Here is a 23,244-nt window from a genome sequence, read left to right on the forward strand (position 1 = left end):
TCGATGTGGGAGATTCTATGGTTTTGGGGAAGCCCCCAAAACCGCTTTTGACTGGTATTCGCTCAGGTTTTTCATGAGCGAAAAGGCGATGCGCGCCAGCTTGCGGCCAATGATGACCAGGGCTTGAGTCGTTTTCAGGCCCCTGGCCAGATAACCCTCGTATAAAGGTTTCCAGGCTTCTGACCTGATACCTGCTGACGCCGCGTTATGCAGCAATCTGCGTATCTCTGAATCTCCCTTCTTGCTCAATGAGCGGCGTCCGCTCATTTGCCCGGAATCGGATACTCTCAAGTCCATTCCCAAGAACGCGATGTAAGCGTCAGCACTTTCAAATTCTCCTCGCTGAAACGCCATTACCAGGGCAACCGCTGTCAGAAAACCAATGCCCTCGACGGCTTGGCAGCGCTTGACCTGATGCAAAAGCCCCGCCTCAGTAACAGCATCTAATATCCTTTTCTCAATGAGCCCCTCATGCCTATCAAGACACGCTGAAATGCTCTTGGACGAGGCCTTGAGTGATGGCTCGCCCGCCCAGCTCTGATTCAGTGCAACACGCATTTTCACCAGCGCTGCGCGTCGACGCAGCAAGCTTTGAAGCTTGGTATAAATCTTCGGCGGCGGATTCCAGGCGCGTAAATCAGCCTGTTCATTCTTCAAGTAGCGAGCCAGCAACTGCGCATCACTGAAGTCTGTTTTAGCGCGACCACCTGTGCCTTTGCGGTAATGGCTAAGGCGATATCCATCAATCACGTAAACGATATGGCCCATCGAATGAGCCAAATTGACGGTATCCACGTGATAGATATTGGTGGCTTCAATTGCGATGGCGCTGCCCGCAGGCAAAGACTTCAGCCATGCCTTCAGCTCGCTTTTCTTGTTCGATACGATCTTTGTTTCAGCAGTTTCACTTTGATAAACAACTACTTCGGCTTTAGCGACATCCACTCCAATGATTGATTGCGAGACAGTCATTGCCATGAGAAAAGCTCCGGGTTAGGGTTTACGGGCTTGTCGGGGCTTCACCGTTGCGCTGGCTTGCTTCTATCGTCGGTCATGGCCGATGCATTCCTTATCGGCGCTTTGGTGAAGGGGTGGGACGAAGTCTCCCACGGTCTGTACTGGCTAGAGTCAGATGCTGGCTTTTAGTCCCACCACCCCTACAAGTCTAACCATACAAGCTGGCTTGCCGGCGATGGCGCCTGCCCAAACACCGCTAACGCTCGCGCATCGCCTCCGTGCGTGCCTTCAACACCGGCTTGAGCAAGTAATCCAATACGCTTTTCTCCCCGGTAATAATGTCCACCGTTGCCACCATCCCCGGGATGATCAGCAACGGTTTTTTCTCCCCGCCCAGATGGTTCTTATCGGTGCGCACCTGGATCAGGTAGAAGCTGTTGCCCTTGTCGTCGGTAATCGTATCGGCGCCGATCAGTTCCAGTTTCGCCGCCAGCCCGCCGTAGATCGTGTAGTCATAGGCACTGAACTTGACCATCGCCTTCTGCCCCGGATGCAAGAACGCCACGTCCTGGGGCCGTACTTTGGCCTCGATCAGCAGGTTGTCTTCCAGCGGGACGATTTCCACCATGTCGCTGCCCGGCTGGACGACGCCGCCGATGGTGTTGACCTTCAGTTGCTTGATCACCCCATGCACCGGGGAGACCACGGTGGTGCGGCTGACGCGGTCATCGATGGCGATGCTGGTGGCGGTGATTTTTGACAGGTCGGTGCGTTTTTCGTTGAGTTCCTTGGCGGCTTCCGAGCGGAAGGTCTGTACCGATTCGTCGATCTTGCTCTTGATCTCATTGATCGCCGATTCCGCCCGGGGGATTGCCAGGGTGGTGGCGTTCAACGAGCCACGGATCTCCACGGCGCTGCGTTTGAGGCGCAGGATTTCCACCGGTGACACCGCGCCGGTGCCCACCAGAGGGGCCGACATGTTCATCTCTTGTTGCAGCAGCGCCAGGCTGGAGCTGAATTGGCCCTGTTTGGAGCGAAACTCCGCCAGCTCCTGGGTTTTCTGCCGCAGCTGTTCGCTCAAGGTCCGTTGCTCGCTGCTCAAGCGCCGCTGGCGTTGTTCAAACAGCGAGCGTTCGTCTTCGGCCACTTGCGGGGCCTTGGCGATCACTTCATCGGACAATTTGAACGGCCGCCCCTCGGCCTCGGCCGACAGGCGCTCGACCTGGGCGGTGAGGGCATACCGGTCGACTTCGCTTTCGCCCTTGTTCGAGCGGAACCGCGTGTCGTCCAGTTGCAGCAGTTTGTCGCCCTTGTCCACCATCTGCCCTTCGCGCACGTAGATCTGGGTGACGATGCCGCCTTCCAGGTTCTGGATCACTTGCACCTTGCTCGACGGGATGGCCTTGCCTTCGCCCATGGTCACTTCATCGAGAACGGCAAAGTTGGCCCACAGCAGGGCGCAGATGATCAGGCCGGCGGTCAGCCACACGATAATCCGTGAACGGCGCGGCGAGTCCTGCAGCGCAGCGCCTGCCAGTTCGGGCATGAATTCGCTGTCGGCGGTTTTGCCAAAGCTCTTGAAGTAGCCCGGTGGCGCGGGAGTGGCTGACATGGTGGGGCTCCTAGACGGCGGCCGAGCCGACACGGCCCTTGCGCAGTGCATCAATCACACTTTCTTTGGGGCCGTCGGCAACGATGCGGCCGTTGTCCAGCACGATCAAGCGGTCGACCAGGCTGAGCATCGAGGTGCGGTGCGTGACCAACAGCAATGTCTTGCCCTTGACCCACAGCTCCAGGCGCTGGCGCAGGGTTTCTTCGCTGCTGTTGTCCATGGCGCTGGTGGGTTCGTCCAGCAGCAGGATCGGCGGGTCGAGCAGCAACGCGCGGGCCAGCAACACCGCCTGGCGCTGGCCGCCGGACAGCAGTTGCCCGCGCTCGCCCACTGGCCGGTCGAAGCCTTGTGGGTGCTGGCGGGCCAGTTCGCTGACGCCGGTCAGTTCGGCCACTTCGAGCATCCGCGCATCGCTGATATAGCGCGCGCCCAGGGTCAGGTTATCGCGCAGGCTACCGGCCAACAGCGGCAGGTCATGGGCCACATAGCCCACTTGTTGGCGCAGGTCGGCCACATCCAGCTGGCGCAGGTCGAGGCCATCGAGCAGCAACTGGCCTTCTTCTGGCGCGTAGAAGCCCATCACCAGGCGTCCCAGGGTGCTTTTGCCCGAGCCGCTGCGGCCGATAATACCCACGCGCTCGCCGGCCTTGAGCTGGAAACTGACCTGGCTCAGGGCCGGGGTGTTCTGCCCGGCATAGCGGAAGGTGACCTGGCTGACTTCCAGGGCGCCACTCAGTTGCGTGCGCTCCAGTGGGCGCTGCTGCGGGTCGCGCTCCTGGGGCAGGGCCATCAGCGCGTCGGTGCTGCGCATGGTCAATTGCGCCTGCTGGTAGCGGGTGATCAACCCGGCGATCTGCCCCAGCGGCGCCAATACCCGGCTGCCGAGCATGTAGGTGGCCACCAGCGCGCCGACACTGAGGCTGCCGGCGATGATGCTGTAGACCCCGGCAACAATGGTCGCCATCCCGGAAAACTGCTGGATGAACAGCGTGCCATTGGTGGCCAGCGCCGAGAGGTTGCGCGCATGGCTGTCGAGGCGGGTGAGGGCGCCGTGGGTGCTTTCCCACTGGTGCTGGCGCTCGCTTTCGGCGCTGCAGGCCTTGAGGGTTTCCAGGCCGCTGAGGGTTTCGATCAACAGCGCCTGGCGTTCGGCGCCCAGGCTCAGGCTTTTTTGCACGGTGTCGCGCAGGCGTACCTGGATCAGCATTGCAAAGCCGATGGTCAGCGGGAACGCACACAAAGGGATGATCACCAGCCAGCCGCCGAGCAGGCCGATCACCAGCAGCATCAGCACGGCGAAGGGCAGGTCGATCAGGCTGGTAAGGGTCACCGCGGTGAGGAATTCGCGCAGGCCCTGGAAGTCATGGATGCTCTGGGCAAAACCGCCGATGGTGGCGGGGCGCGCCTTCATCGACATGCCGGTGATGCGCTCGAACAGGGTCGCTGACAAAATCACATCGGTCTTCTTGCCGGCGGTGTCCAGCAGATGGGCGCGCACCACCCGCAGTACCAGCTCGAACGCCGTGCCGATCAGCAGGCCGATCACCAGTACCCACAAGGTCGAGGTGGCCTGGTTCGGCACCACGCGGTCGTAGGTCTGCATCACGAACAGCGGCACCATCAGGCCCAGCAGGTTGATCAGCAAACTGGCGAGAATTGCATCGCTGTACAGCCAGCGCGACAGCTTCAAGGTGTCGCGAAACCACGCCTCGACTCTTGGCACCAGCGGCGCGCGCAGGTCTTCGATTTCGTGCCGTGGCCGGGCAAACAGGGCCTGGCCGCTGTAGGCCGCGTCGAGCTCTTCGCGGCTGACCCACTGTTCGCCGCCTTCGGCTTCGCTGGGCAGGATCAGCGCCTGGCCATCCTCGCCCCAGCGCCGCAACACCGCGCAGCGGCCTTCGTTGAGCAGCAACAGCACTGGCAGGTTCAGCGCCGAGATGGCCTTCAAGTCCCGGCGCAATACCCGCGCCTGCAAGCTGGCCCGGGCCGCGGCCCGTGGCAGCAAGTTCAGGCTCAGGCGTTGTTGCGCCAAGGGCAGGCCGGCGCTCAGGCTGCTACGGCTGACGCTGCAGCCGTGCAGCTTGCAGAGGATCAGCAGGCCGTCGAGCAACGGGTCATCAAAGCTCTGGCGCGGGTCGACACCCGGGTTCAGCGGTTCCATCTGGCTCACGGCGATCTGCTCCACGTCGTTGGCTACTTCAGGTCAGGCAGGTGGGCTTCGCTTCTGACTTCCGACTGGGCAATGGCTTCGGCCGGCACCACCACGCGCTCCTTGTTCAGCAACTCGCCCATATTGGCCAGCACGCGGTACATGGAGAACTCTTCGGTGTAGCGCACTTCGGTGTAGCGCCGGTTGGCGTTGTACAGCTCGTTTTCACTGTCCAGCAGGTCCAGCAGGGTGCGTTGGCCCAGGCCGAACTGGTCCTGATAGGCCGCGCGTACGCGCTGGGTGGTTTCGGCATATTCGCGGGCGGTGGGGGTCTGGATGCGGGCGTTGTCCATGGCATGCCAGGCCAGGTTGAGGTTCTCGTTGAGCATGCGCAGGGCGTTGTTGCGGATGTCCATGGCCTGGTTGATCTTGTGCGAGTCCGACGCCAGGCGGGCCTTGTCGCTGCCGCCACGGAACAGGTTGTAGTTCATCACCACACCCACCCGCCATTCGTTGTCGTGGCCCAGGTCGCCCTGCACATTGTTATTGGCGCCCACCGCCGCCTCGGCATCGAAGCGTGGATAGAACGGCGACTTGGCCACCTCGTACTGGCTCTCGGCGGCCATCACATCGGACTGGGCCGACTTCAGATAGGGGTTGTTCTCCAGCATGCTGCGCCGGGCGCCGAGTTGGTCGCTGGGCAGCTCGCCCTTGATCGAGGCCGGGCTTTCCAGTTCATCCGGCATGCGCCCGACCACGCTATAGAAGTTCGATTCGGCGTCTTGCAGGTCGACCAGTGCGGTCTGGTAGTTATTGTCTGCCAGGGCCCGGCGGGCGGTGGACTGGTCGCGGTCGGCGGTGCTGCCGATGCCGCGCTCGGTGCGCAGGCCGATCTGGTCGGTGACGCGCAGGTGCGCCTGCAGGTTGTTCTTGGCCAATGTCAGCAGGTCGCGGCGCTTGAGTACTTCCAGGTACACCTCGACGGTGCGCAGGGCCAGGCTCTCGGCGGTGCCACGGGTGTAATAGGCGCGGGAGTTGACCACCGCCCCGGTGCGCTGCACTTCGTTGGAGGTGTTGAAACCGTCGAACAGCATCTGGCGCAGGCGCAGTTCCGACTGGGTGTAGTTGTCGGTCTCGGTGTGGTGATTGCCACCACGGGCGCGGGTGGTGCTGTTGTCGCTGTAGTCACGGCCGTAGGCGGCATTGAGGTCGAGACTGGGGTAGAAGCCGCCTCTGGCGACTTTCACATCTTCATCGGCCGAAAGCCGGCTGTTACGGCTGGCATTCAGTTCCGGGTGAGTGTCCAGCGTGCTTTGGATCGCTTGGGTCAGCGACATTGCTTGGGTGTTGGTGCAGGCCATGGCGATCAGAATCGCGCTGCAGAGGGGGGTAAAGGCGCGCATGGGTACATCTCCCGGTGTCAGTGTTACTGGTCTGTCGCCATTTATTTGACGAATTTAGGGGGCAAACCGTCTCAGGCTTGTAACAACACAGCTAAGAACATTTGCGGGGGGAGCTAAGAAGGATTTCTCATAATGTTTATGTCCAAAAAAACTTATGCGTTCTGCGCGAAGCAAGACATTGTTCAAAGCACAAGCCTTGAGTTATGTGCGCTGTGGCGTGTTTTTCGGCTCGGGGAAAGTTCAATCGCAAGTGCGAGCAGGTGATGGGGTAGCGAAAAAAAGGGCGTTTTTTGGTGACGGTTTTTTGTCACTCTCTCTCTTTTTGAAAGGCTCTCTGTAACGGGGTTGAAGCGCGGGTTGGCGGCTGATTTGAATCAGTTTTGTGCCACTTCCGGCCCCCCCCGATCCACTGCACTTGTGCACGTAACCGAGGTGCCGACTACTGGGGTCGGACAGGGAGATAAGCGCATGGCCAAGTTAATCGGTGTTGTCAGCAAGGTGGTTGGGGAAGTCTTTGCCGTGGCAGGAGATGGCAGTCGCCGAAGCCTGATCGAAGGCGACCGACTGTTTGCCGGCGAGCAACTGCAGACCGGTGCGGCCGGTGCAGTCGCGGTGCAACTGACCAACGGCCAGGAGCTGACCCTGGGGCGCGACAGCAGCCTGGGCCTTTCCCCGCAATTGCTGGCTGGCCAGGCGCCGCGGATTCACGCCTCGGAAGACCTTGCACCGAGCCAGGCACAGTTGACCGACGTGCAGCAACTGCAAAAAGCCATCGCCGCCGGTGACGACCCGACCCAGACCGCTGAAGCCACGGCCGCCGGCCAAACCGGCAGCACGGCGGCAGGTGAGCTGGGCGGTGGGCACTCCTTTGTGTTGTTGACCGAAGTTGCCGGGCGGGTGGAGCCGGTCATCGGCTTTCCCACGGCAGGGTTTGGCGGGATCCCTGAGTTTCCGTTGTTCCAGGTCGCCGGCCAGCCCGATACCGGCAACGACCAGCCCGTGGTAGTGCCTCCCGACAACCCGGTGAGCCTGGGTGGGCTGGAGGTCGAGGGCGGCGAGTTGACGCTCAACGAGGCCAATCTTGCACAAGGTTCGGCCAGCAATCCGGCGGCGCTGGTGCAGACCGGCACCTTCAACGTCTCGGCGCCCGATGGCCTGCAAAGCCTGACCGTGGGCGGCATCAGCGTGGTCAGCGGCGGGGTGGCCAGCAGCTTCCCGCAAACTATCACCACCGGGCTGGGCAACACCCTGAGCATCACCGGCTACAACGCAGCCACCGGGGTGATCAGCTACAGCTACACCTTGACCGGCAATGAGGCCCATCCGTCGGGCAACGGCAGCAACAGCCTGGGTGAACAATTCGCGGTGGTCGCCACCGATAGCGATAACGACAGCGCCACCGGCTCGCTGGATATCACCCTCATCGACGACGTGCCCAAGGCGCTGGATGACAGCCATGAGGGCCGCGCTTCGGAAAGCCTGCTGACCCTCAGCGGCAACGTCCTGGATAACGACACCCAGGGTGCCGACCGCGTCGCCAGCGGCCCGATCACCGGCGGCACGTTCAGCGGTCAATACGGCACTCTGGTGCTGGCGGCTGACGGCAGCTACACCTACACGCTGAACACCGCCGACCCTGATTTTGTCGCGCTGCAGGGCGGCGGCAATGGCAGCGAAACCTTCACCTACACCCTGACCGACGCCGACGGCGACAGCAGCACCGCCAACCTGGTGCTGCAAGTGCACAACAATGATGACCCGGTGGTGATTGGCGGCATCAGCGTAAATGGCGCCGACCTGACCCTCTATGAAAAAAACCTGGTGGACGGCAGCAGCCCTGACGCTGGCGCGCTGACCCGCGCCGGCAGCCTGACCGTATCGGCCGTGGACGGCTTGCAGAACCTGTCGGTGGGCGGTATCAGCGTGGTGTCCGGCGGTGTCGCCGCCGGCTTCCCGCAATCCATCGCCACCGGCCTGGGCAATACCCTGACCATCACCGGGTTTGACCCGGCCACCGGGGTGATCAGCTACAGCTATACCCTGACGGGCACCGAGGCGCATCCGTCGGCGGGCGGGTTGAATGACCTGACCGAGAGCTTCAGCGTTATCGCCAACGACACCAACAACAGCACCGCCACCGGCACTCTGCACGTGAGTGTGGTGGACGATGTACCGACCGCTGCCGATGACGGCAATGCGCAAGTGGCCTCCGAAAGCCTGCTGACCCTGAGCGGCACGGTGTTGACCAATGACGCGCAAGGCGCCGATCGGGTCGCGTCCGGGCCGATTACGCCGGGCTCCTTCACGGGGCTTTACGGCACGTTGGAGTTGGCGGCGAATGGCACGTATGTGTACACGCTGAATACCGCCGATAGCGATTTTCTGGCATTGAATGGCGGTGGCAGCGGCACTGAAAGCTTTACCTATACCCTGACGGATGCCGATGGCGACACCAGCACCGCCAACCTGGTGTTGCAGGTGCATAACAACGACGACCCGGTGGTGTTGACGGGGCTTGAGGTGAATGGCGGGGAGGTTACGGTCTATGAGAAAAACCTGTCGTTGGGCAGTGCTGTTGATGGGCCTGCACTGACTCAATCCGGCACCTTCACGGTGACGGCATTGGACGGCCTGAAAAACCTGACTGTGGGCGGGATTAGCGTCGTCACCAACGGCGTTGCCGCTACTTTTCCACAATCGGAACCTACCGGCTTCGGCAACACCCTGACCATCACTGGCTACAACGCCAGCACGGGTGTGATCAGTTACAGCTACACCCTCAACGGCACCGATAGCCACCCAACCGGCGCTGGTACTAACAGCATCAGTGAGTCGTTCGCGGTGGTTGCCACCGACAGTAACAACAGCAGTGCCAATGGTTCGCTGGACGTCAATGTGGTCGACGATGTGCCTACTGCAGTTGATGACGCCAATGTACAAGTGGCCTCGGAAAGTCTGCTGACTTTGAGCGGCAGTGTTTTGGGTAATGACGTACAAGGTGCTGACCGCATAGCGACCGGGCCGGTTACGCCAACTACCATCGTGGGTACCTACGGCACTCTGCAGCTGTTCGCGGATGGCAGCTACACCTACACCCTCGACAAGACTGACCCGCAGTTCATGGCCCTGAATGGCGGCGGCAACGGCACTGAAACCTTCACCTATCAGCTTAACGATCTCGACGGTGATACCAGCACCGCCAACCTGGTGTTGCAGGTGCATAACAACGACGACCCAGTGGTGTTGACCGGCCTGAACGTCAATGGTGGCGAAGTCACCGTCTACGAGAAAAACCTGCCGTTGGGTAGCGCTAACGATGGGCCTGCGCTGACTCAATCCGGCACCTTCACGGTGACCGCCTTGGACGGCCTGAAAGACCTGACTGTGGGCGGTATCAGCGTCGTCACCAACGGCGTCGCCGCGACCTTCCCACAATCGGAACCCACTGGCTTCGGAAACACCCTGACCATCACCGGTTACAACGCCAGCACGGGTGTGATCAGTTACAGCTACACCCTCAACGGCACCGATAGCCACCCAGCCGGCGCTGGTACTAACAGCATCAGTGAGTCGTTCGCGGTGGTTGCCACTGACACCAACAACAGCAGCGACAATGGTTCGCTGGACGTCAATGTGGTCGACGATGTGCCTACTGCAGTTGATGACGCCAATGTACAAGTGGCCTCGGAAAGTCTGCTGACTTTGAGCGGCAGTGTTTTGGGTAATGACGTACAAGGTGCTGACCGCATAGCGACCGGGCCGGTTACGCCAACTACCATCGTGGGTACCTACGGCACTCTGCAGCTGTTCGCGGATGGCAGCTACACCTACACCCTCGACAAGACTGACCCGCAGTTCATGGCCCTGAATGGCGGCGGCAGTGGCACTGAAACCTTCACCTATCAGCTTAACGATCTCGACGGTGATACCAGCACCGCCAACCTGGTGTTGCAGGTGCATAACAACGACGACCCAGTGGTGTTGACCGGCCTGAACGTCAATGGTGGCGAAGTCACCGTCTACGAGAAAAACCTGCCGTTGGGTAGCGCTGACGATGGGCCGGCCTTGACTCAATCCGGCACCTTCACGGTGACCGCCTTGGACGGCCTGAAAAACCTGACTGTGGGCGGGATTAGCGTCGTCACCAACGGCGTTGCCGCTACTTTTCCGCAATCAGAACCTACCGGCTTCGGCAACACCCTGACCATCACTGGCTACAACGCTAGCACCGGGGTGATCAGCTATAGCTACACCCTCAACGGCACTGACAGCCACCCAACCGGCGCGGACGCCAATAGCATCAGTGAGTCGTTCGCGGTGGTCGCCACTGACACCAACAACAGCAGCGACAATGGTTTACTGGACGTCAATGTGGTCGACGACGTGCCAAAAGCCGTTGACGACAATCCCGCAGGTATCGCCTCCGAGAGCCAGCTCATCCTGAGCGGCAGCGTGCTAGGCAATGATGTACAAGGTGCTGACCGCATAGCGACCGGGCCGGTTACGCCAACTACCATCGTGGGTACCTACGGCACATTGCAGCTGTTCGCGGATGGCAGCTACACGTACACCCTGGACAAGACTGACCCGCAGTTCGTGGCCCTGAATGGCGGCGGCAGCGGCACTGAAACCTTCACCTATCAGCTTAACGATCTCGACGGCGACACCAGCACCGCCAACCTGGTGTTGCAGGTGCATAACAACGACGATCCGGTGGTGTTGACGGGGCTTGAGGTGAATGGCGGGGAAGTTACGGTCTACGAGAAAAACCTGCCGTTGGGCAGCGCTAACGATGGGCCTGCGCTGACTCAATCCGGCACCTTCACGGTGACCGCCTTAGACGGCTTAAAAAACCTGACTGTGGGCGGCATCAGCGTCGTCACCAACGGCGTTGCCGCTACTTTTCCGCAATCGGAACCCACCGGCTTCGGCAACACCCTGACCATCACTGGCTACAACGCTAGCACCGGGGTGATCAGCTATAGCTACACCCTCAACGGCACTGACAGCCACCCAACCGGCGCGGACGCCAATAGCATCAGTGAGTCGTTCACGGTGGTCGCCACCGACAGCGACAACAGCAGTGCCAATGGTTCGCTGGACGTCAGTGTGGTCGACGACTTGCCGACTGCAGTTGATGACACCAATACACAAGTGGCCTCGGAAAGTCTGCTGACCTTGAGCGGCAGTGTTTTGGGTAATGACGTACAAGGTGCTGACCGCATAGCGACCGGGCCTGTTACGCCAACTACCATCGTGGGTACCTACGGCACCCTGCAACTGTTTGCCGATGGCAGTTATGTCTACACCCTCGACAAGACTGACCCGCAGTTCATGGCCCTGAATGGCGGCGGCAGTGGCACTGAAACCTTCACCTATCAGCTTAACGATCTCGACGGTGATACCAGCACCGCCAACCTGGTGTTGCAGGTGCATAACAACGACGACCCAGTGGTGTTGACCGGCCTGAACGTCAATGGTGGCGAAGTCACCGTCTACGAGAAAAACCTGCCGTTGGGTAGCGCTAACGATGGGCCTGCGCTGACTCAATCCGGCACCTTCACGGTGACCGCCTTGGACGGCCTGAAAGACCTGACTGTGGGCGGTATCAGCGTCGTCACCAACGGCGTCGCCGCGACCTTCCCACAATCGGAACCCACTGGCTTCGGAAACACCCTGACCATCACCGGTTACAACGCCAGCACGGGTGTGATCAGTTACAGCTACACCCTCAACGGCACCGATAGCCACCCAGCCGGCGCTGGTACTAACAGCATCAGTGAGTCGTTCGCGGTGGTCGCCACTGACACCAACAACAGCAGCGACAATGGTTCGCTGGACGTTAATGTGGTCGACGATGTGCCTACTGCAGTTGATGACGCCAATGCACAAGTGGCCTCGGAAAGTCTGCTGACCTTGAGCGGCAGTGTTTTGGGTAATGACGTACAAGGTGCTGACCGCATTGCCACCGGCCCGGTTACGCCCAACACTATCGTCGGTACCTACGGCACATTGCAGCTGTTCGCGGATGGCAGCTACACCTACACCCTGGACAAAACTGACCCGCAATTTATCGCCCTGAATGGCGGCGGCAACGGCACCGAAACCTTCACCTATCAGCTTAACGATCTCGACGGCGACACCAGCACCGCCAACCTGGTCTTGCAGGTGCATAACAACGACGACCCAGTGGTGCTGACTGGCCTGAACGTCAATGGTGGCGAAGTCACCGTCTACGAGAAAAACCTGCCGTTGGGCAGCGCTAACGATGGGCCTGCGCTGACCCAATCCGGCACTTTCACGGTGACGGCCTTGGACGGCCTGAAAAACCTGACTGTGGGCGGCATCAGCGTCGTCACCAACGGCGTCGCTGCGACCTTCCCACAATCGGAACCCACCGGCTTCGGCAACACCCTGACCATCACCGGTTACAACGCCAGCACCGGCGTGATCAGTTACAGCTACACCCTCAACGGCACCGATAGCCACCCAACCGGCGCGGGTGCCAATAGCATTAGCGAGTCGTTCACGGTGGTTGCCACTGACACCAACAACAGCAGCGACAATGGTTTACTGGACGTCAATGTGGTCGACGATGTGCCAAAAGCCGTCGACGACAACCCCGCAGGCATCGCCTCCGAGAGCCTGCTGACCCTGAGCGGTAGCGTGCTGGGCAACGACGTACAAGGCGCCGACCGCATCGCCACCGGCCCGGTTACGCCAACTACCATCGTGGGTACCTACGGCACATTGCAGTTGTTCGCCGATGGCAGCTATGTCTACACCCTGGACAAAACTGACCCACAATTTATCGCCCTGAATGGCGGCGGCAACGGCACCGAAACCTTCACCTATCAGCTTAACGATCTCGACGGCGACACCAGCACTGCCAACCTGGTGTTGCAGGTGAATAACAACGACGACCCAGTGGTGTTGACCGGCCTGAACGTCAATGGTGGCGAAGTCACCGTCTACGAGAAAAACCTGCCGTTGGGCAGCGCTAACGATGGGCCTGCGCTGACTCAATCCGGCACCTTCACGGTGACGGCCTTGGACGGCCTGAAAAACCTGACAGTAGGGGGGATTAGCGTCGTCACTAACGGCGTCGCCGCGACCTTCCCACAATCAGAACCCACCGGCTTCGGCAACACCCTGACCATCACCGGCTACAACGCCAGCACCGGGGTGATCAGCTACAGCTACACCCTCAACGGCACCGATAGCCACCCAACCGGCGCGGGTACCAATAGCATTAGCGAGTCGTTCACGGTGACCGCCACCGACAGCAACAACAGCAGTGCCAACGGTTCACTGGACGTCAATGTGGTCGACGACGTGCCAAAAGCCGTCGACGACAATCCCGCAGGTATCGCCTCCGAGAGCCTGCTGACCCTGAGCGGTAGCGTGCTGGGCAACGACGTACAAGGCGCCGACCGCATCGCCACCGGCCCGGTTACGCCCAACACTATCGTCGGTACCTACGGCACATTGCAGCTGTTCGCGGATGGCAGCTACACCTACACCCTGGACAAAACTGACCCGCAATTTATCGCCCTGAATGGCGGCGGCAACGGCACCGAAACCTTCACCTATCAGCTTAATGATCTCGACGGCGACACCAGCACCGCCAACCTGGTGCTACAGGTGCATAACAACAACGACCCGGTCGTGCTCACCGGCCTGGACGTCACTGGCGGCGAGTTGACCGTCTATGAGAAAAACCTGGTCGATGGTTCCAGCCCGAACATCCCGTTGTTGACCCAGACCGGTACCTTCACGGTGACCGCCTTGGACGGCCTGAAAAACCTGACTGTGGGCGGCATCAGCGTCGTCACCAACGGCGTCGCCGCGACCTTCCCACAATCGGAACCTACCGGCTTCGGCAACACCCTGACCATCACTGGCTACAACGCCAGCACCGGGGTGGTCAGCTACCGCTACACCTTGCTCGACAATGAAGCGCACCCCAATGCCAGCGGCGATAACAGTCTGTCGGAGCAGATCACGGTCACGGCCAGCGATAACGACACCAATACTGCGACGGGTACGATCGACATCAACATCATTGATGACCTGCCCACTGCCAACCCCGACGTGCGTTCGGTGATAGAAGGCGGTGTGGTCAGCGCCAATGTGTTGGGCAATGATGTCGGCGGCGCCGATAGCCCCACATTGGCTGGCGCGGTAGTCGGGGTGCGGGCGGGCAGCAACATCGGCACCCCGGCCTCTGGCGGCCTGGGCGCTAACATCAACGGCACCTATGGTTACCTGACTCTGGATGCCAACGGCAACGCCGTGTACCACAGCAACCCCAACGCGGTGAGCCCTCCGGGGGCGGTGGACACCTTCGTCTATACCGTGCGGGATGCCGACGGTGACCTAAGCACCACCACCCTGACGATTACAGTGACCGACAGCGGCCTCAAGGCGGTGGTTGACGGCGATGTCACGGTCTACGAGAAAGCCCTGGACCTGAACCTCGACGGCCAGGACCTGGCGCCTGGCACCGTGGTCGGCAGCGACCCGACGGCCACCACGGAAACCGCCAGCGGCAACCTCGCAGACTCGGTAACCGGCGGCAGTGGTCCGCTGAGTTTCAGCCTGGTCGGCAGCGCTACCGGCACTTATGGGCAGATCCTGCTCAACCCCAACGGCACCTACACCTACACCCTGACCTCGGCACCCAAGACCTTGCCCAACAGCAACGACGGGCCGAATGTATTGACCGAGACTTTCACTTATAAGGCCACCGACCAATTGGGCAACACCACCACCAGCAGCATCGTGGTGAGCATTGTCGATGATGTGCCCAAAGTGGTGTCCAGCGCGCGTGAAGTCACGGCGACGGAGGTGGACTCCAACCTGCTGCTGATCATTGATATTTCCGGCAGCATGAACGACGCCTCGGGGGCCGGCGGCACGCGGCTTGACCTGGCCAAGGCGTCCATCACCGAGTTGCTTAACCGCTACGACGAGATGGGTGATGTGAAGGTGCAGATCGTGACCTTCAACGACAGCTCCCAGCAATTGAGCAGCCAATGGGTCAGCGTCGCCACGGCCAAGACCCTGGTCAACAACCTCACGGCGTTCAACGGCACCAACTACGACTCGGCCCTCGGCACCGCGCAGACCGCCTATGGCACCGCTGGCAAGCTGGAAGGCGCGCAGAACGTGGCGTATTTCTTCTCGGACGGTAACCCCACCACGTCCAACACCAATAATCCGAACAACCCCGGCAACGTGGTCAACCCGGAATACGGCGACGGGATCGACGCCACTGAAGAGGGCGTATGGCGGGCCTTCCTCGATGCCAACGGCATCAAGGCCTATGCCATAGGCCTGGGGGCGGGGGTCAACAGTATTTACCTGGACCCGGTGGCCTACGACGGCAGCACCCACACCAACACCAACGCGGTGGTGGTGGCCAACCTGGCGGGCCTGGATGCGGTGCTGGCCGGCACGGTACAGGGCGCGCCGGTCACCGGCAGCCTGCTGACGGACGGCTCGTTCGGTGCTGACGGTGGCTTCGTCAAAGCCCTCACGGTGGATGGCATCACCTACACCTACAACCCGGCGGCGGGGGGCTCGATGAGTGCCAACCTGCCAGGCGGCCAAGGTACGTTCGACACCGTCAGCAACAGTGTCACCATCACCACCAACCAGGGCGGCACGCTGGTGGTGGACATGGACAACGGCGAGTTCCGCTACACGCCGCCGAAGCTGACCGACTCGCTGGTCACCGAAACCTTTGGCGTGACCGTCAGCGACAACGACGGCGATCTCGCGACGTCCAGCCTGGTAGTCAAGGTCAACCCGAACGTGGCGCCGGTGGCGGGTGATGACCATGTGATCACCAATATCCTGTCGAGCAATATTGTGGTGCCTGCCGAGTTGCTGCTGGCCAATGACAGCGATGCCAACCATGACAACCTGACGGCTATCCCCACCAGTTTTCCAACCGGCTGGGTGGCCAAAGGCGCGGCCTTTACCGGGACGGGGACCAGAACGCTCACCGGTACAACTGTGGGGGATGTACGTACCTCGTTTGCCGGTGATGCGGCGAACCTCACTGCAGCACTTTTGATCACTGGCAGTCTCGGCAATGTCGGTGGCGCTACGGCCGACGATCGCTTAACGGTCACGCTCAAGGCGGGTGAGACCCTCAGCCTGGATCACAACCGGCCGGTCGGTAACATCATCATGGCCTATTCGATCAACGGTGGCAGCGAGCTCCCTCTTGCGGATGGCACGACGCTGACTGCGTTAGCGGACGGTAGCTATCAGATTCACATTACCAACACCTCCAATCCAACAGGCGGCAACCCCAATGGCACAGAAAGCTACCAGTTGGACATGAAGATCAACTACGCCGGCGCCCAGGACTACACACCGCAGTACCACGGCAACTACTCGGTCAGCGATAACCACGGCGGCAGCGACAGCGCCGCGGTAGACATCAGCTACCAGGCCGGTACGACCCTCACCGGTACCAACGGTGATGACATCATCATGGCCGGGCCCGGCAACAACATCCTCAATGGCGGCGATGGCAACGACGTGCTCACCGCCGGCACCGGCAACAACCAGATGCACGGCGGCAATGGCAATGACCTGCTGTTCAGCGGCATCGGCAATGACCTGCTCGATGGCGGGGCGGGCCTCGACACCGTCAGCTATGCCCATGCCACGGCAGGCGTGATCGTCAACCTTGGCCTGGCGACGGGGCAAATCACTGGCGGCGCCGGAACCGATACATTGATGGCCCTGGAGAACCTGGTGGGCTCCAACTTCAATGACTTCCTCACGGGCAACGGCAACAACAACCTGATCTCCGGCGGGCTGGGCAATGACACCCTCAAGGGCGAGGGGGGCGATGACATCCTGATCGGCGGCCTGGGTAACAACACCCTGACCGGTGGCCCTGGCGCCGATACCTTCCAGTACCTGACCGGCGGTAGCGGGCACGATGTCATCACCGACTTTGCGGTGGGCACCGACAAGCTCGACCTGTCGCAATTGCTGCAAGGCGAGAATGCGACGACGGCGTCCCTGGATGACTACCTGCACTTCAAGGTGGTGGGCGGTACGACCACCATCGACATCAGCGCCGTTGCAGGTGCCACGCCGAACCAGACCATCGACCTGGCCGGGGTCAACCTGGCGACCCAATACGGCGTCACGCCGGGCGCGGGCGGGTTGATTGCGGGCGGGGCGGATACGGCGACGATCATCAATGGGATGTTGAATGACCATTCGTTGAAGGTGGATACCGTGTAATCCCCTGTGGCGAGGGAGCTTGCTCCCGTTGGACTGCGTAGCAGTCCCATTCAGGGCCGCTTCGCGCCCCGACGGGAGCAAGCTCCCTCGCCACGTCTCTCGCCACAGACAGGTACTGGCCTGTGGCTTTAGCTCATTGAGTTATAAGCACCATACTTTGCGTGATATGGCCCGCCAGCGTTTGCCGGTATGATAGGCGCCCCCGCAGTCTGGATTGCGAATACGCCATGACCCTGCAATACCCAACCATCGCCGATTGCGTCGGCAACACACCTTTGGTCCGCTTGCAGCGCATGGCGGGTAACACCAGCAATACCTTGCTGCTCAAGCTCGAGGGGAATAACCCGGCGGGCTCGGTCAAGGACCGTCCGGCGCTGTCGATGATCGCCCGTGCCGAGCAGCGCGGGCAGATCAAGCCCGGCGACACCCTGATCGAAGCCACCTCCGGTAATACCGGGATTGCCCTGGCCATGGCCGCAGCGATCAAGGGCTACAAAATGATCCTGATCATGCCCGACAACGGCAGCGCCGAGCGCAAGGCCGCGATGACCGCCTATGGCGCCGAGCTGGTCCTGGTGACCCAGGAAGAGGGCATGGAAGGCGCGCGTGATCTCGCCGAGCGCATGGCCGCCGAAGGCCGTGGCCAGGTGTTGGACCAGTTCGCCAACGGTGACAACCCCGAGGCGCACTACACCAGCACCGGCCCGGAGATCTGGCGCCAGACCCAGGGCACCATCACCCATTTCGTCAGCTCCATGGGCACCACCGGCACCATCATGGGTAACTCGCGCTACCTCAAGGAGCAGAACCCGGCGATCCAGATCGTTGGCCTGCAACCGATGGAAGGCGCGGCGATCCCGGGGATCCGCCGTTGGCCCGAAGAGTACCTGCCCAAGATCTACAACGCTGCCCGCGTCGATCGCATCATCGACATGGCCCAGCGTGAAGCCGAAGACACCACCCGTCGCCTGGCCCGTGAAGAAGGCATCTTCTGCGGCGTGTCCTCCGGCGGTGCGGTGGCGGGGATGTTGCGTTTGTCTGCAGAACTGGAAAACGCGGTGATCGTCGCGATCATCTGTGACCGAGGCGACCGCTACCTGTCGACCGGCATTTTCGACGCGCCCAACTGATGGCCAAGCAAGAGCGAGGCCTGCGCTTCCAGCCCACGGGTGGCAGCCGGGCGCCCCAAGTACCGGTCGGCAAAAAGCAGCGCCTGACCATTGAGCGCCTGGCCAATGATGGCCGGGGGATCGTGTTTTTCGAAGGCCGCACCTGGTTTGTGGTGGGTGCCCTGGCCGGCGAGGAAGTCGAGGCGCGGGTGCTGGGCGCCCATGGCAAAGTGGTCGAGGCCCGCACCGAGCGGGTGTTCAAGGCCAGTGAACTGCGGCGCCCGGCGCCGTGCGTCCATGCCGGTCGTTGCGGCGGTTGCAGCCTGCAACATTTGCCCCATGGCGAACAGCTTGCCCTGAAACAGCGCATGCTCGCCGAGCAATTGTCCCGTGTCGCCGGGGTCGAGCCCCAGGAGTGGGCCGCGCCGTTGAGCGGGCCCGAGTTCGGCTATCGCCGCCGCGCCCGTGTCGCGGTGCGCTGGGACGCCAAGGCCAAGCGCCTGGACGTGGGTTTTCGCGCCGTGGCCAGCCAGGACATCGTGGCCATCGACGATTGCCCGGTGCTGGTACAGGCCTTGCAACCGATCATGCAGCGTCTGCCCAATATGTTGCGGCGCCTGAGCAAACCTCAGGCCCTGGGGCATGTCGAGTTGTTCAGCGGCTCGTCGATTGCCGTGTTGCTGCGGCATATGGCGCCGCTGTCCGACGCTGACCTGCTGGTGCTGCAGGAATTTTGCGCGTTCCATGATGCCCAGTTGTGGCTGCATGGAGAGGGCGAGCCGCAGCCGTTCGCGGCCGGGCAGGCCCTGGGCTATCGTCTGGAACAGTGGGACCTGGAGCTGGCGTACCGGCCGGGGGATTTTGTCCAGGTCAACGCCGGGGTCAATGAAGCGATGGTGGCCCAGGCGCTGGACTGGCTGGCACCGCGCTCCGACGAACGGGTACTGGACCTGTTTTGTGGCCTGGGCAACTTTGCCTTGCCCCTGGCCCGCCAGGTGCGTGAAGTGGTGGCGGTAGAGGGCGTGCAGGCCATGGTGGACCGCGCGGCCCTCAACGCAGGCAGCAATAATTTGCATAATGTGCAGTTTTTTCAGGCCGATTTGTCCCAGCCTTTGAGTGACGCGCAATGGGCCAAAGCAGGCTTTTGTGCGGTACTCTTGGACCCACCCCGCGATGGTGCCCTGGAGGTTGTGCGCAAGCTCGCCACTCTGGGGGCTGATCGCCTGGTGTATGTGTCCTGCAATCCAGCCACGCTGGCGCGGGACACTGTCGAGTTGGTCAAGCAAGGCTACCGGCTAAAACGTGCCGGGATCCTCGATATGTTTCCGCAAACCGCGCATGTCGAGGCGATGGCGTTATTTGAAGCGAGCTAGGATGCTCGCTTAGTCCGACTGGCCTGCGTTCTCCTGGGCCTGTGACCTGCCAGGGAGTTCGCGTTACAAGGGTCAGCGATTTTGACGCGCTACAGGCGCGTCGTAGGGAAGGTAAGCAAGATGGTACAGGTGAGAGCACACCAGCCGATCAACACCGACGGCAGTATCAATCTCGAGGCATGGCTGGATCATGCCGTCAGTGTCGATCCGGCACTGGACCGTGAAGCCTTGAAAACCGCCTGCGAGTTCGCTCGCGAGGCCGAACAGCAAGACAATGCGGCCAAGAATCTGTGGGCCGAAGGAACCTCCAGTTTCCGTACCGGGCTTGAAATCGCCGAGATCCTCGCCGACCTCAAGCTGGATCAGGACTCGCTGATCGCTGCGGTGCTCTATCGCGGCGTACGCGAGGGGCATATTGCGTTGCCCTTGGTCAGCCAGCGTTTCGGCGCGGTGGTGGCCAAGCTGATCGACGGCGTGCTGCGCATGGCTGCGATCAGCGCCAGCCTCAGCCCGCGCCAGTCGATGGTGCTGGGCACCCAGGGCCAGGTGGAAAACCTGCGCAAGATGCTGGTGGCGATGGTCGACGACGTACGCGTGGCGCTGATCAAGCTGGCCGAACGTACCTGCGCGATCCGTGCGGTGAAAACCGCCGATGACGAAAAGCGCAACCGTGTCGCCCGCGAGGTCTTCGATATCTACGCGCCCCTGGCCCACCGCCTGGGGATCGGCCATATCAAGTGGGAGCTGGAGGACCTGTCCTTCCGCTACCTCGAACCCGATCAATACAAACAGATCGCCACCCTGCTGCATGAGCGGCGGCTGGACCGTGAGCGCTTTATCAGCGATGTGATGGGCCAGTTGCGCTCGGAGTTGCAGGCGACCGGCGTCGAAGCCGATATCAGCGGGCGCGCCAAACACATCTATTCGATCTGGCGCAAAATGCAGCGCAAGGGCCTGGCCTTCAGCCAGATCTACGACGTGCGCGCCGTACGCGTGCTGGTGCCGGAGATGCGCGATTGCTACACCGCGCTGGGCATCGTCCACACCCTGTGGCGGCATATTCCCAAGGAATTCGACGACTACATCGCCAACCCCAAGGAAAACGGCTACCGCTCGCTGCACACGGCGGTGATCGGCCCCGAGGGCAAGGTGTTGGAAGTGCAGATCCGCACCCACGCCATGCACGAAGAAGCCGAGCTGGGGGTTTGCGCGCACTGGCGCTACAAGGGTACCGACGTCAAGGCGGGCTCCAACCAGTACGAAGAGAAAATCTCCTGGCTACGCCAAGTGCTGGAGTGGCACGAAGAACTCGGCGATATCGGCGGCCTGGCCGAACAGTTGCGGGTGGATATCGAGCCAGACCGGGTCTATATCTTCACCCCCGACGGCCACGCCATCGACCTGCCCAAGGGCGCGACACCGCTGGACTTCGCCTACCGGGTGCACACCGAGATCGGCCACAACTGCCGTGGCGCCAAGATCAACGGGCGTATCGTGCCGCTCAACTACAGCCTGCAGACTGGTGAACAGGTCGAGATCATCACCAGCAAGCACGGCACCCCGAGCCGCGACTGGCTGAACCCGAACCTGGGCTACATCACCACGTCGCGGGCGCGGGCGAAGATTGTCCACTGGTTCAAGCTGCAGGCGCGGGACCAGAACGTCGCCGCCGGCAAGACCCTGCTCGAGCGCGAGCTGGGGCGCCTGGGCCTGCCCCAGGTGGATTTCGACAAGTTGGCCGAAAAAGCCAACATGAAGATTGCCGAAGACATGTTCGCCGCCCTCGGCGCCGGCGACCTGCGCCTGGCGCAACTGGTCAACCTGGCCCAGCAGTTGGTGGAGCCGGAGCGCGGCAGCGAACAACTGGAGCTGATTCCCCGCAAGGCCACCGGCTACAAGCCGGGCAAGCGCGGCGATATCCAGATCCAGGGCGTGGGCAACCTGATGACCCAAATGGCCGGCTGCTGCCAGCCGTTGCCGGGCGACGCGATCGTCGGCTACATCACCCAGGGCCGTGGGGTGAGCATTCACCGCCAGGATTGTGCCTCGGTGTTGCAACTGGGCGGGCGCGAGCCGGAGCGGATCATCCAGGTCAGCTGGGGCCCGGTGCCGGTGCTCACCTACCCGGTGGACATCATCATCCGCGCCTACGACCGTTCGGGGTTGCTGCGTGACGTCTCGCAAGTGCTGCTCAACGAGCGGATCAACGTACTGGCGGTCAACACCCGCTCGAACAAGGAGGACAACACCGCGTTGATGTCCCTGACCATCGAGATTCCGGGTCTGGACGCGTTGGGGCGGCTGCTGGGGCGTATCTCCCAACTGCCGAACATCATCGAGACCCGGCGTAACCGCACGCCATGAATCACTGGATGAGTGCGGTTTAAAATGTGGGAGCGGGCTTGTGTGGGAGCTGGCTTGCCTGCGATACAGGCGCCTCGGTCTACCCGATACCGAGGTGCCTGCATCGCGGGCAAGCCCGGCGCCCACATTTGCTCGGTGGTTTTCCCACCTGATCGGATAGAGAACGATGTATTCACTTGAAGACCTGCTACACCTGATGAACCGTCTGCGCGACCCGCAATACGGTTGCCCGTGGGACATCAGGCAAACCTACGCCAGTATCGTGCCTCACACCCTGGAAGAAGCCTACGAAGTCGCCGACGCCATCGAGCGTGGGGATTTTGATCATCTGCAAGGCGAGCTGGGCGACCTGTTGTTCCAGGTGGTCTATTACAGCCAACTGGCCCGGGAAGAAGGGCGCTTCGAGTTCGCCGGCGTGGTCGACAGCATCACCCGCAAGCTGATTCGCCGGCATCCCCATGTGTTCCCCACCGGCGACCTGTATGCGCCGCTGGATATCCCTCAGTTAAGCGAAGAGCAGGTCAAGGCGCGCTGGGAGCAAATCAAGGCCGAGGAGCGCGCCGAAAAATCCGACGCTCCACAGCAACTGTCCCTGCTTGATGATGTACCCAACGCCTTGCCGTCCCTGTCCCGCGCCGCCAAATTGCAAAAGCGCGCGAGCCAGGTCGGCTTCGACTGGCCAGCGGCGCTGCCGGTGGTGGATAACGTGCGTGAAGAGCTCGATGAAGTGCTCGAAGCCATGGCCGACAATGACCCGGCAGCGATTGCCGATGAAGTCGGTGACCTGCTGTTTGCAGCGGTCAACCTGGCCCGGCACCTCAAGGTGGACCCGGAAACCGCCCTGCGCGGTGCCAATGCCAAATTCGAAAGGCGATTCCGATTTATCGAACAGGCATTGCGCGACACCCACCGTCCCATGGAAGATTGCACCCTCGAAGAGTTGGACGCCCTCTGGGGCGAAGCCAAACGCCAGGAAAAGAATGTGTCCAACTGCGGTTGA

At 61.5% G+C, this 23,244-nt stretch carries 9 protein-coding genes; 5 read left to right on the plus strand and 4 right to left on the minus strand.

What is annotated here, in order from left to right; genetic code table 11:
• Window positions 1-15: 15 nt before the first annotated feature.
• From K1X80_RS08450 to K1X80_RS08465, 4 genes are all read right to left on the minus strand, one after another.
• Complete coding sequence (locus K1X80_RS08450) at window positions 16-978, minus strand: IS110 family transposase (RefSeq protein ID WP_076965387.1); 963 nt, start codon at window positions 976-978, stop codon at window positions 16-18.
• Between the two features lie 235 nt (window positions 979-1,213).
• Window positions 1,214-2,569 (minus strand): HlyD family type I secretion periplasmic adaptor subunit, encoded by a 1,356-nt coding sequence (locus K1X80_RS08455; RefSeq protein WP_186625258.1) that lies wholly within the window; start codon window positions 2,567-2,569, stop codon window positions 1,214-1,216.
• A gap of 10 nt (window positions 2,570-2,579) precedes the next feature.
• The gene (locus tag K1X80_RS08460; protein WP_220172818.1) at window positions 2,580-4,739 is read right to left on the minus strand and encodes a type I secretion system permease/ATPase; all 2,160 of its coding nucleotides are present in this window, start codon (window positions 4,737-4,739) and stop codon (window positions 2,580-2,582) included.
• A 23-nt stretch (window positions 4,740-4,762) separates the two neighbouring features.
• Complete coding sequence (locus K1X80_RS08465) at window positions 4,763-6,121, minus strand: TolC family outer membrane protein (protein WP_120732185.1); 1,359 nt, start codon at window positions 6,119-6,121, stop codon at window positions 4,763-4,765.
• Between the two features lie 468 nt (window positions 6,122-6,589).
• Here K1X80_RS08465 and K1X80_RS08470 point away from each other — a divergent pair, with 468 nt between their 5' ends.
• The 5 genes from K1X80_RS08470 to mazG all read left to right on the plus strand — a co-directional run bounded on the left by K1X80_RS08470 (window position 6,590) and on the right by mazG (window position 23,244).
• Complete coding sequence (locus K1X80_RS08470) at window positions 6,590-17,398, plus strand: retention module-containing protein (protein WP_217883919.1); 10,809 nt, start codon at window positions 6,590-6,592, stop codon at window positions 17,396-17,398.
• A 227-nt stretch (window positions 17,399-17,625) separates the two neighbouring features.
• A complete protein-coding gene (gene cysM, locus K1X80_RS08475) occupies window positions 17,626-18,528 on the plus strand; it encodes a cysteine synthase CysM (protein ID WP_057438752.1) in 903 nt (300 codons plus the stop codon).
• Window positions 18,528-19,880 carry a 23S rRNA (uracil(1939)-C(5))-methyltransferase RlmD gene (gene rlmD, locus K1X80_RS08480; protein WP_057438753.1) on the plus strand — a complete coding sequence of 451 codons (1,353 nt, stop codon included), beginning with the start codon at window positions 18,528-18,530 and terminating at the stop codon, window positions 19,878-19,880. Before cysM ends, rlmD begins: the two co-directional genes overlap by 1 nt.
• Before the next feature lie 120 nt (window positions 19,881-20,000).
• Window positions 20,001-22,244 (plus strand): GTP diphosphokinase, encoded by a 2,244-nt coding sequence (gene relA / locus K1X80_RS08485; RefSeq protein WP_099168065.1) that lies wholly within the window; start codon window positions 20,001-20,003, stop codon window positions 22,242-22,244.
• 166 nt (window positions 22,245-22,410) lie between these two features.
• On the plus strand, window positions 22,411-23,244 hold the full coding sequence (gene mazG, locus K1X80_RS08490; protein ID WP_186625260.1) for a nucleoside triphosphate pyrophosphohydrolase: 834 nt from the start codon (window positions 22,411-22,413) through the stop codon (window positions 23,242-23,244).

Origin of the sequence: Pseudomonas sp. So3.2b, assembly GCF_019464415.1 — a bacterium.
Taxonomy (GTDB): Bacteria; Pseudomonadota; Gammaproteobacteria; order Pseudomonadales; family Pseudomonadaceae; genus Aquipseudomonas; species Aquipseudomonas shahriarae.

Excerpts from the sequence above, each read along its gene's own strand:
- K1X80_RS08450 (WP_076965387.1), bottom strand. The coding sequence starts at position 978 with ATGGCAATGACTGTCTCGCAATCAATCATTGGAGTGGATGTCGCTAAA.
- K1X80_RS08455 (WP_186625258.1), bottom strand. The coding sequence starts at position 2,569 with ATGTCAGCCACTCCCGCGCCACCGGGCTACTTCAAGAGCTTTGGCAAA.
- K1X80_RS08465 (WP_120732185.1), bottom strand. The coding sequence starts at position 6,121 with ATGCGCGCCTTTACCCCCCTCTGCAGCGCGATTCTGATCGCCATGGCC.
- K1X80_RS08470 (WP_217883919.1), top strand. The coding sequence starts at position 6,590 with ATGGCCAAGTTAATCGGTGTTGTCAGCAAGGTGGTTGGGGAAGTCTTT.
- cysM (WP_057438752.1), top strand. The coding sequence starts at position 17,626 with ATGACCCTGCAATACCCAACCATCGCCGATTGCGTCGGCAACACACCT.
- rlmD (WP_057438753.1), top strand. The coding sequence starts at position 18,528 with ATGGCCAAGCAAGAGCGAGGCCTGCGCTTCCAGCCCACGGGTGGCAGC.
- relA (WP_099168065.1), top strand. The coding sequence starts at position 20,001 with ATGGTACAGGTGAGAGCACACCAGCCGATCAACACCGACGGCAGTATC.
- mazG (WP_186625260.1), top strand. The coding sequence starts at position 22,411 with ATGTATTCACTTGAAGACCTGCTACACCTGATGAACCGTCTGCGCGAC.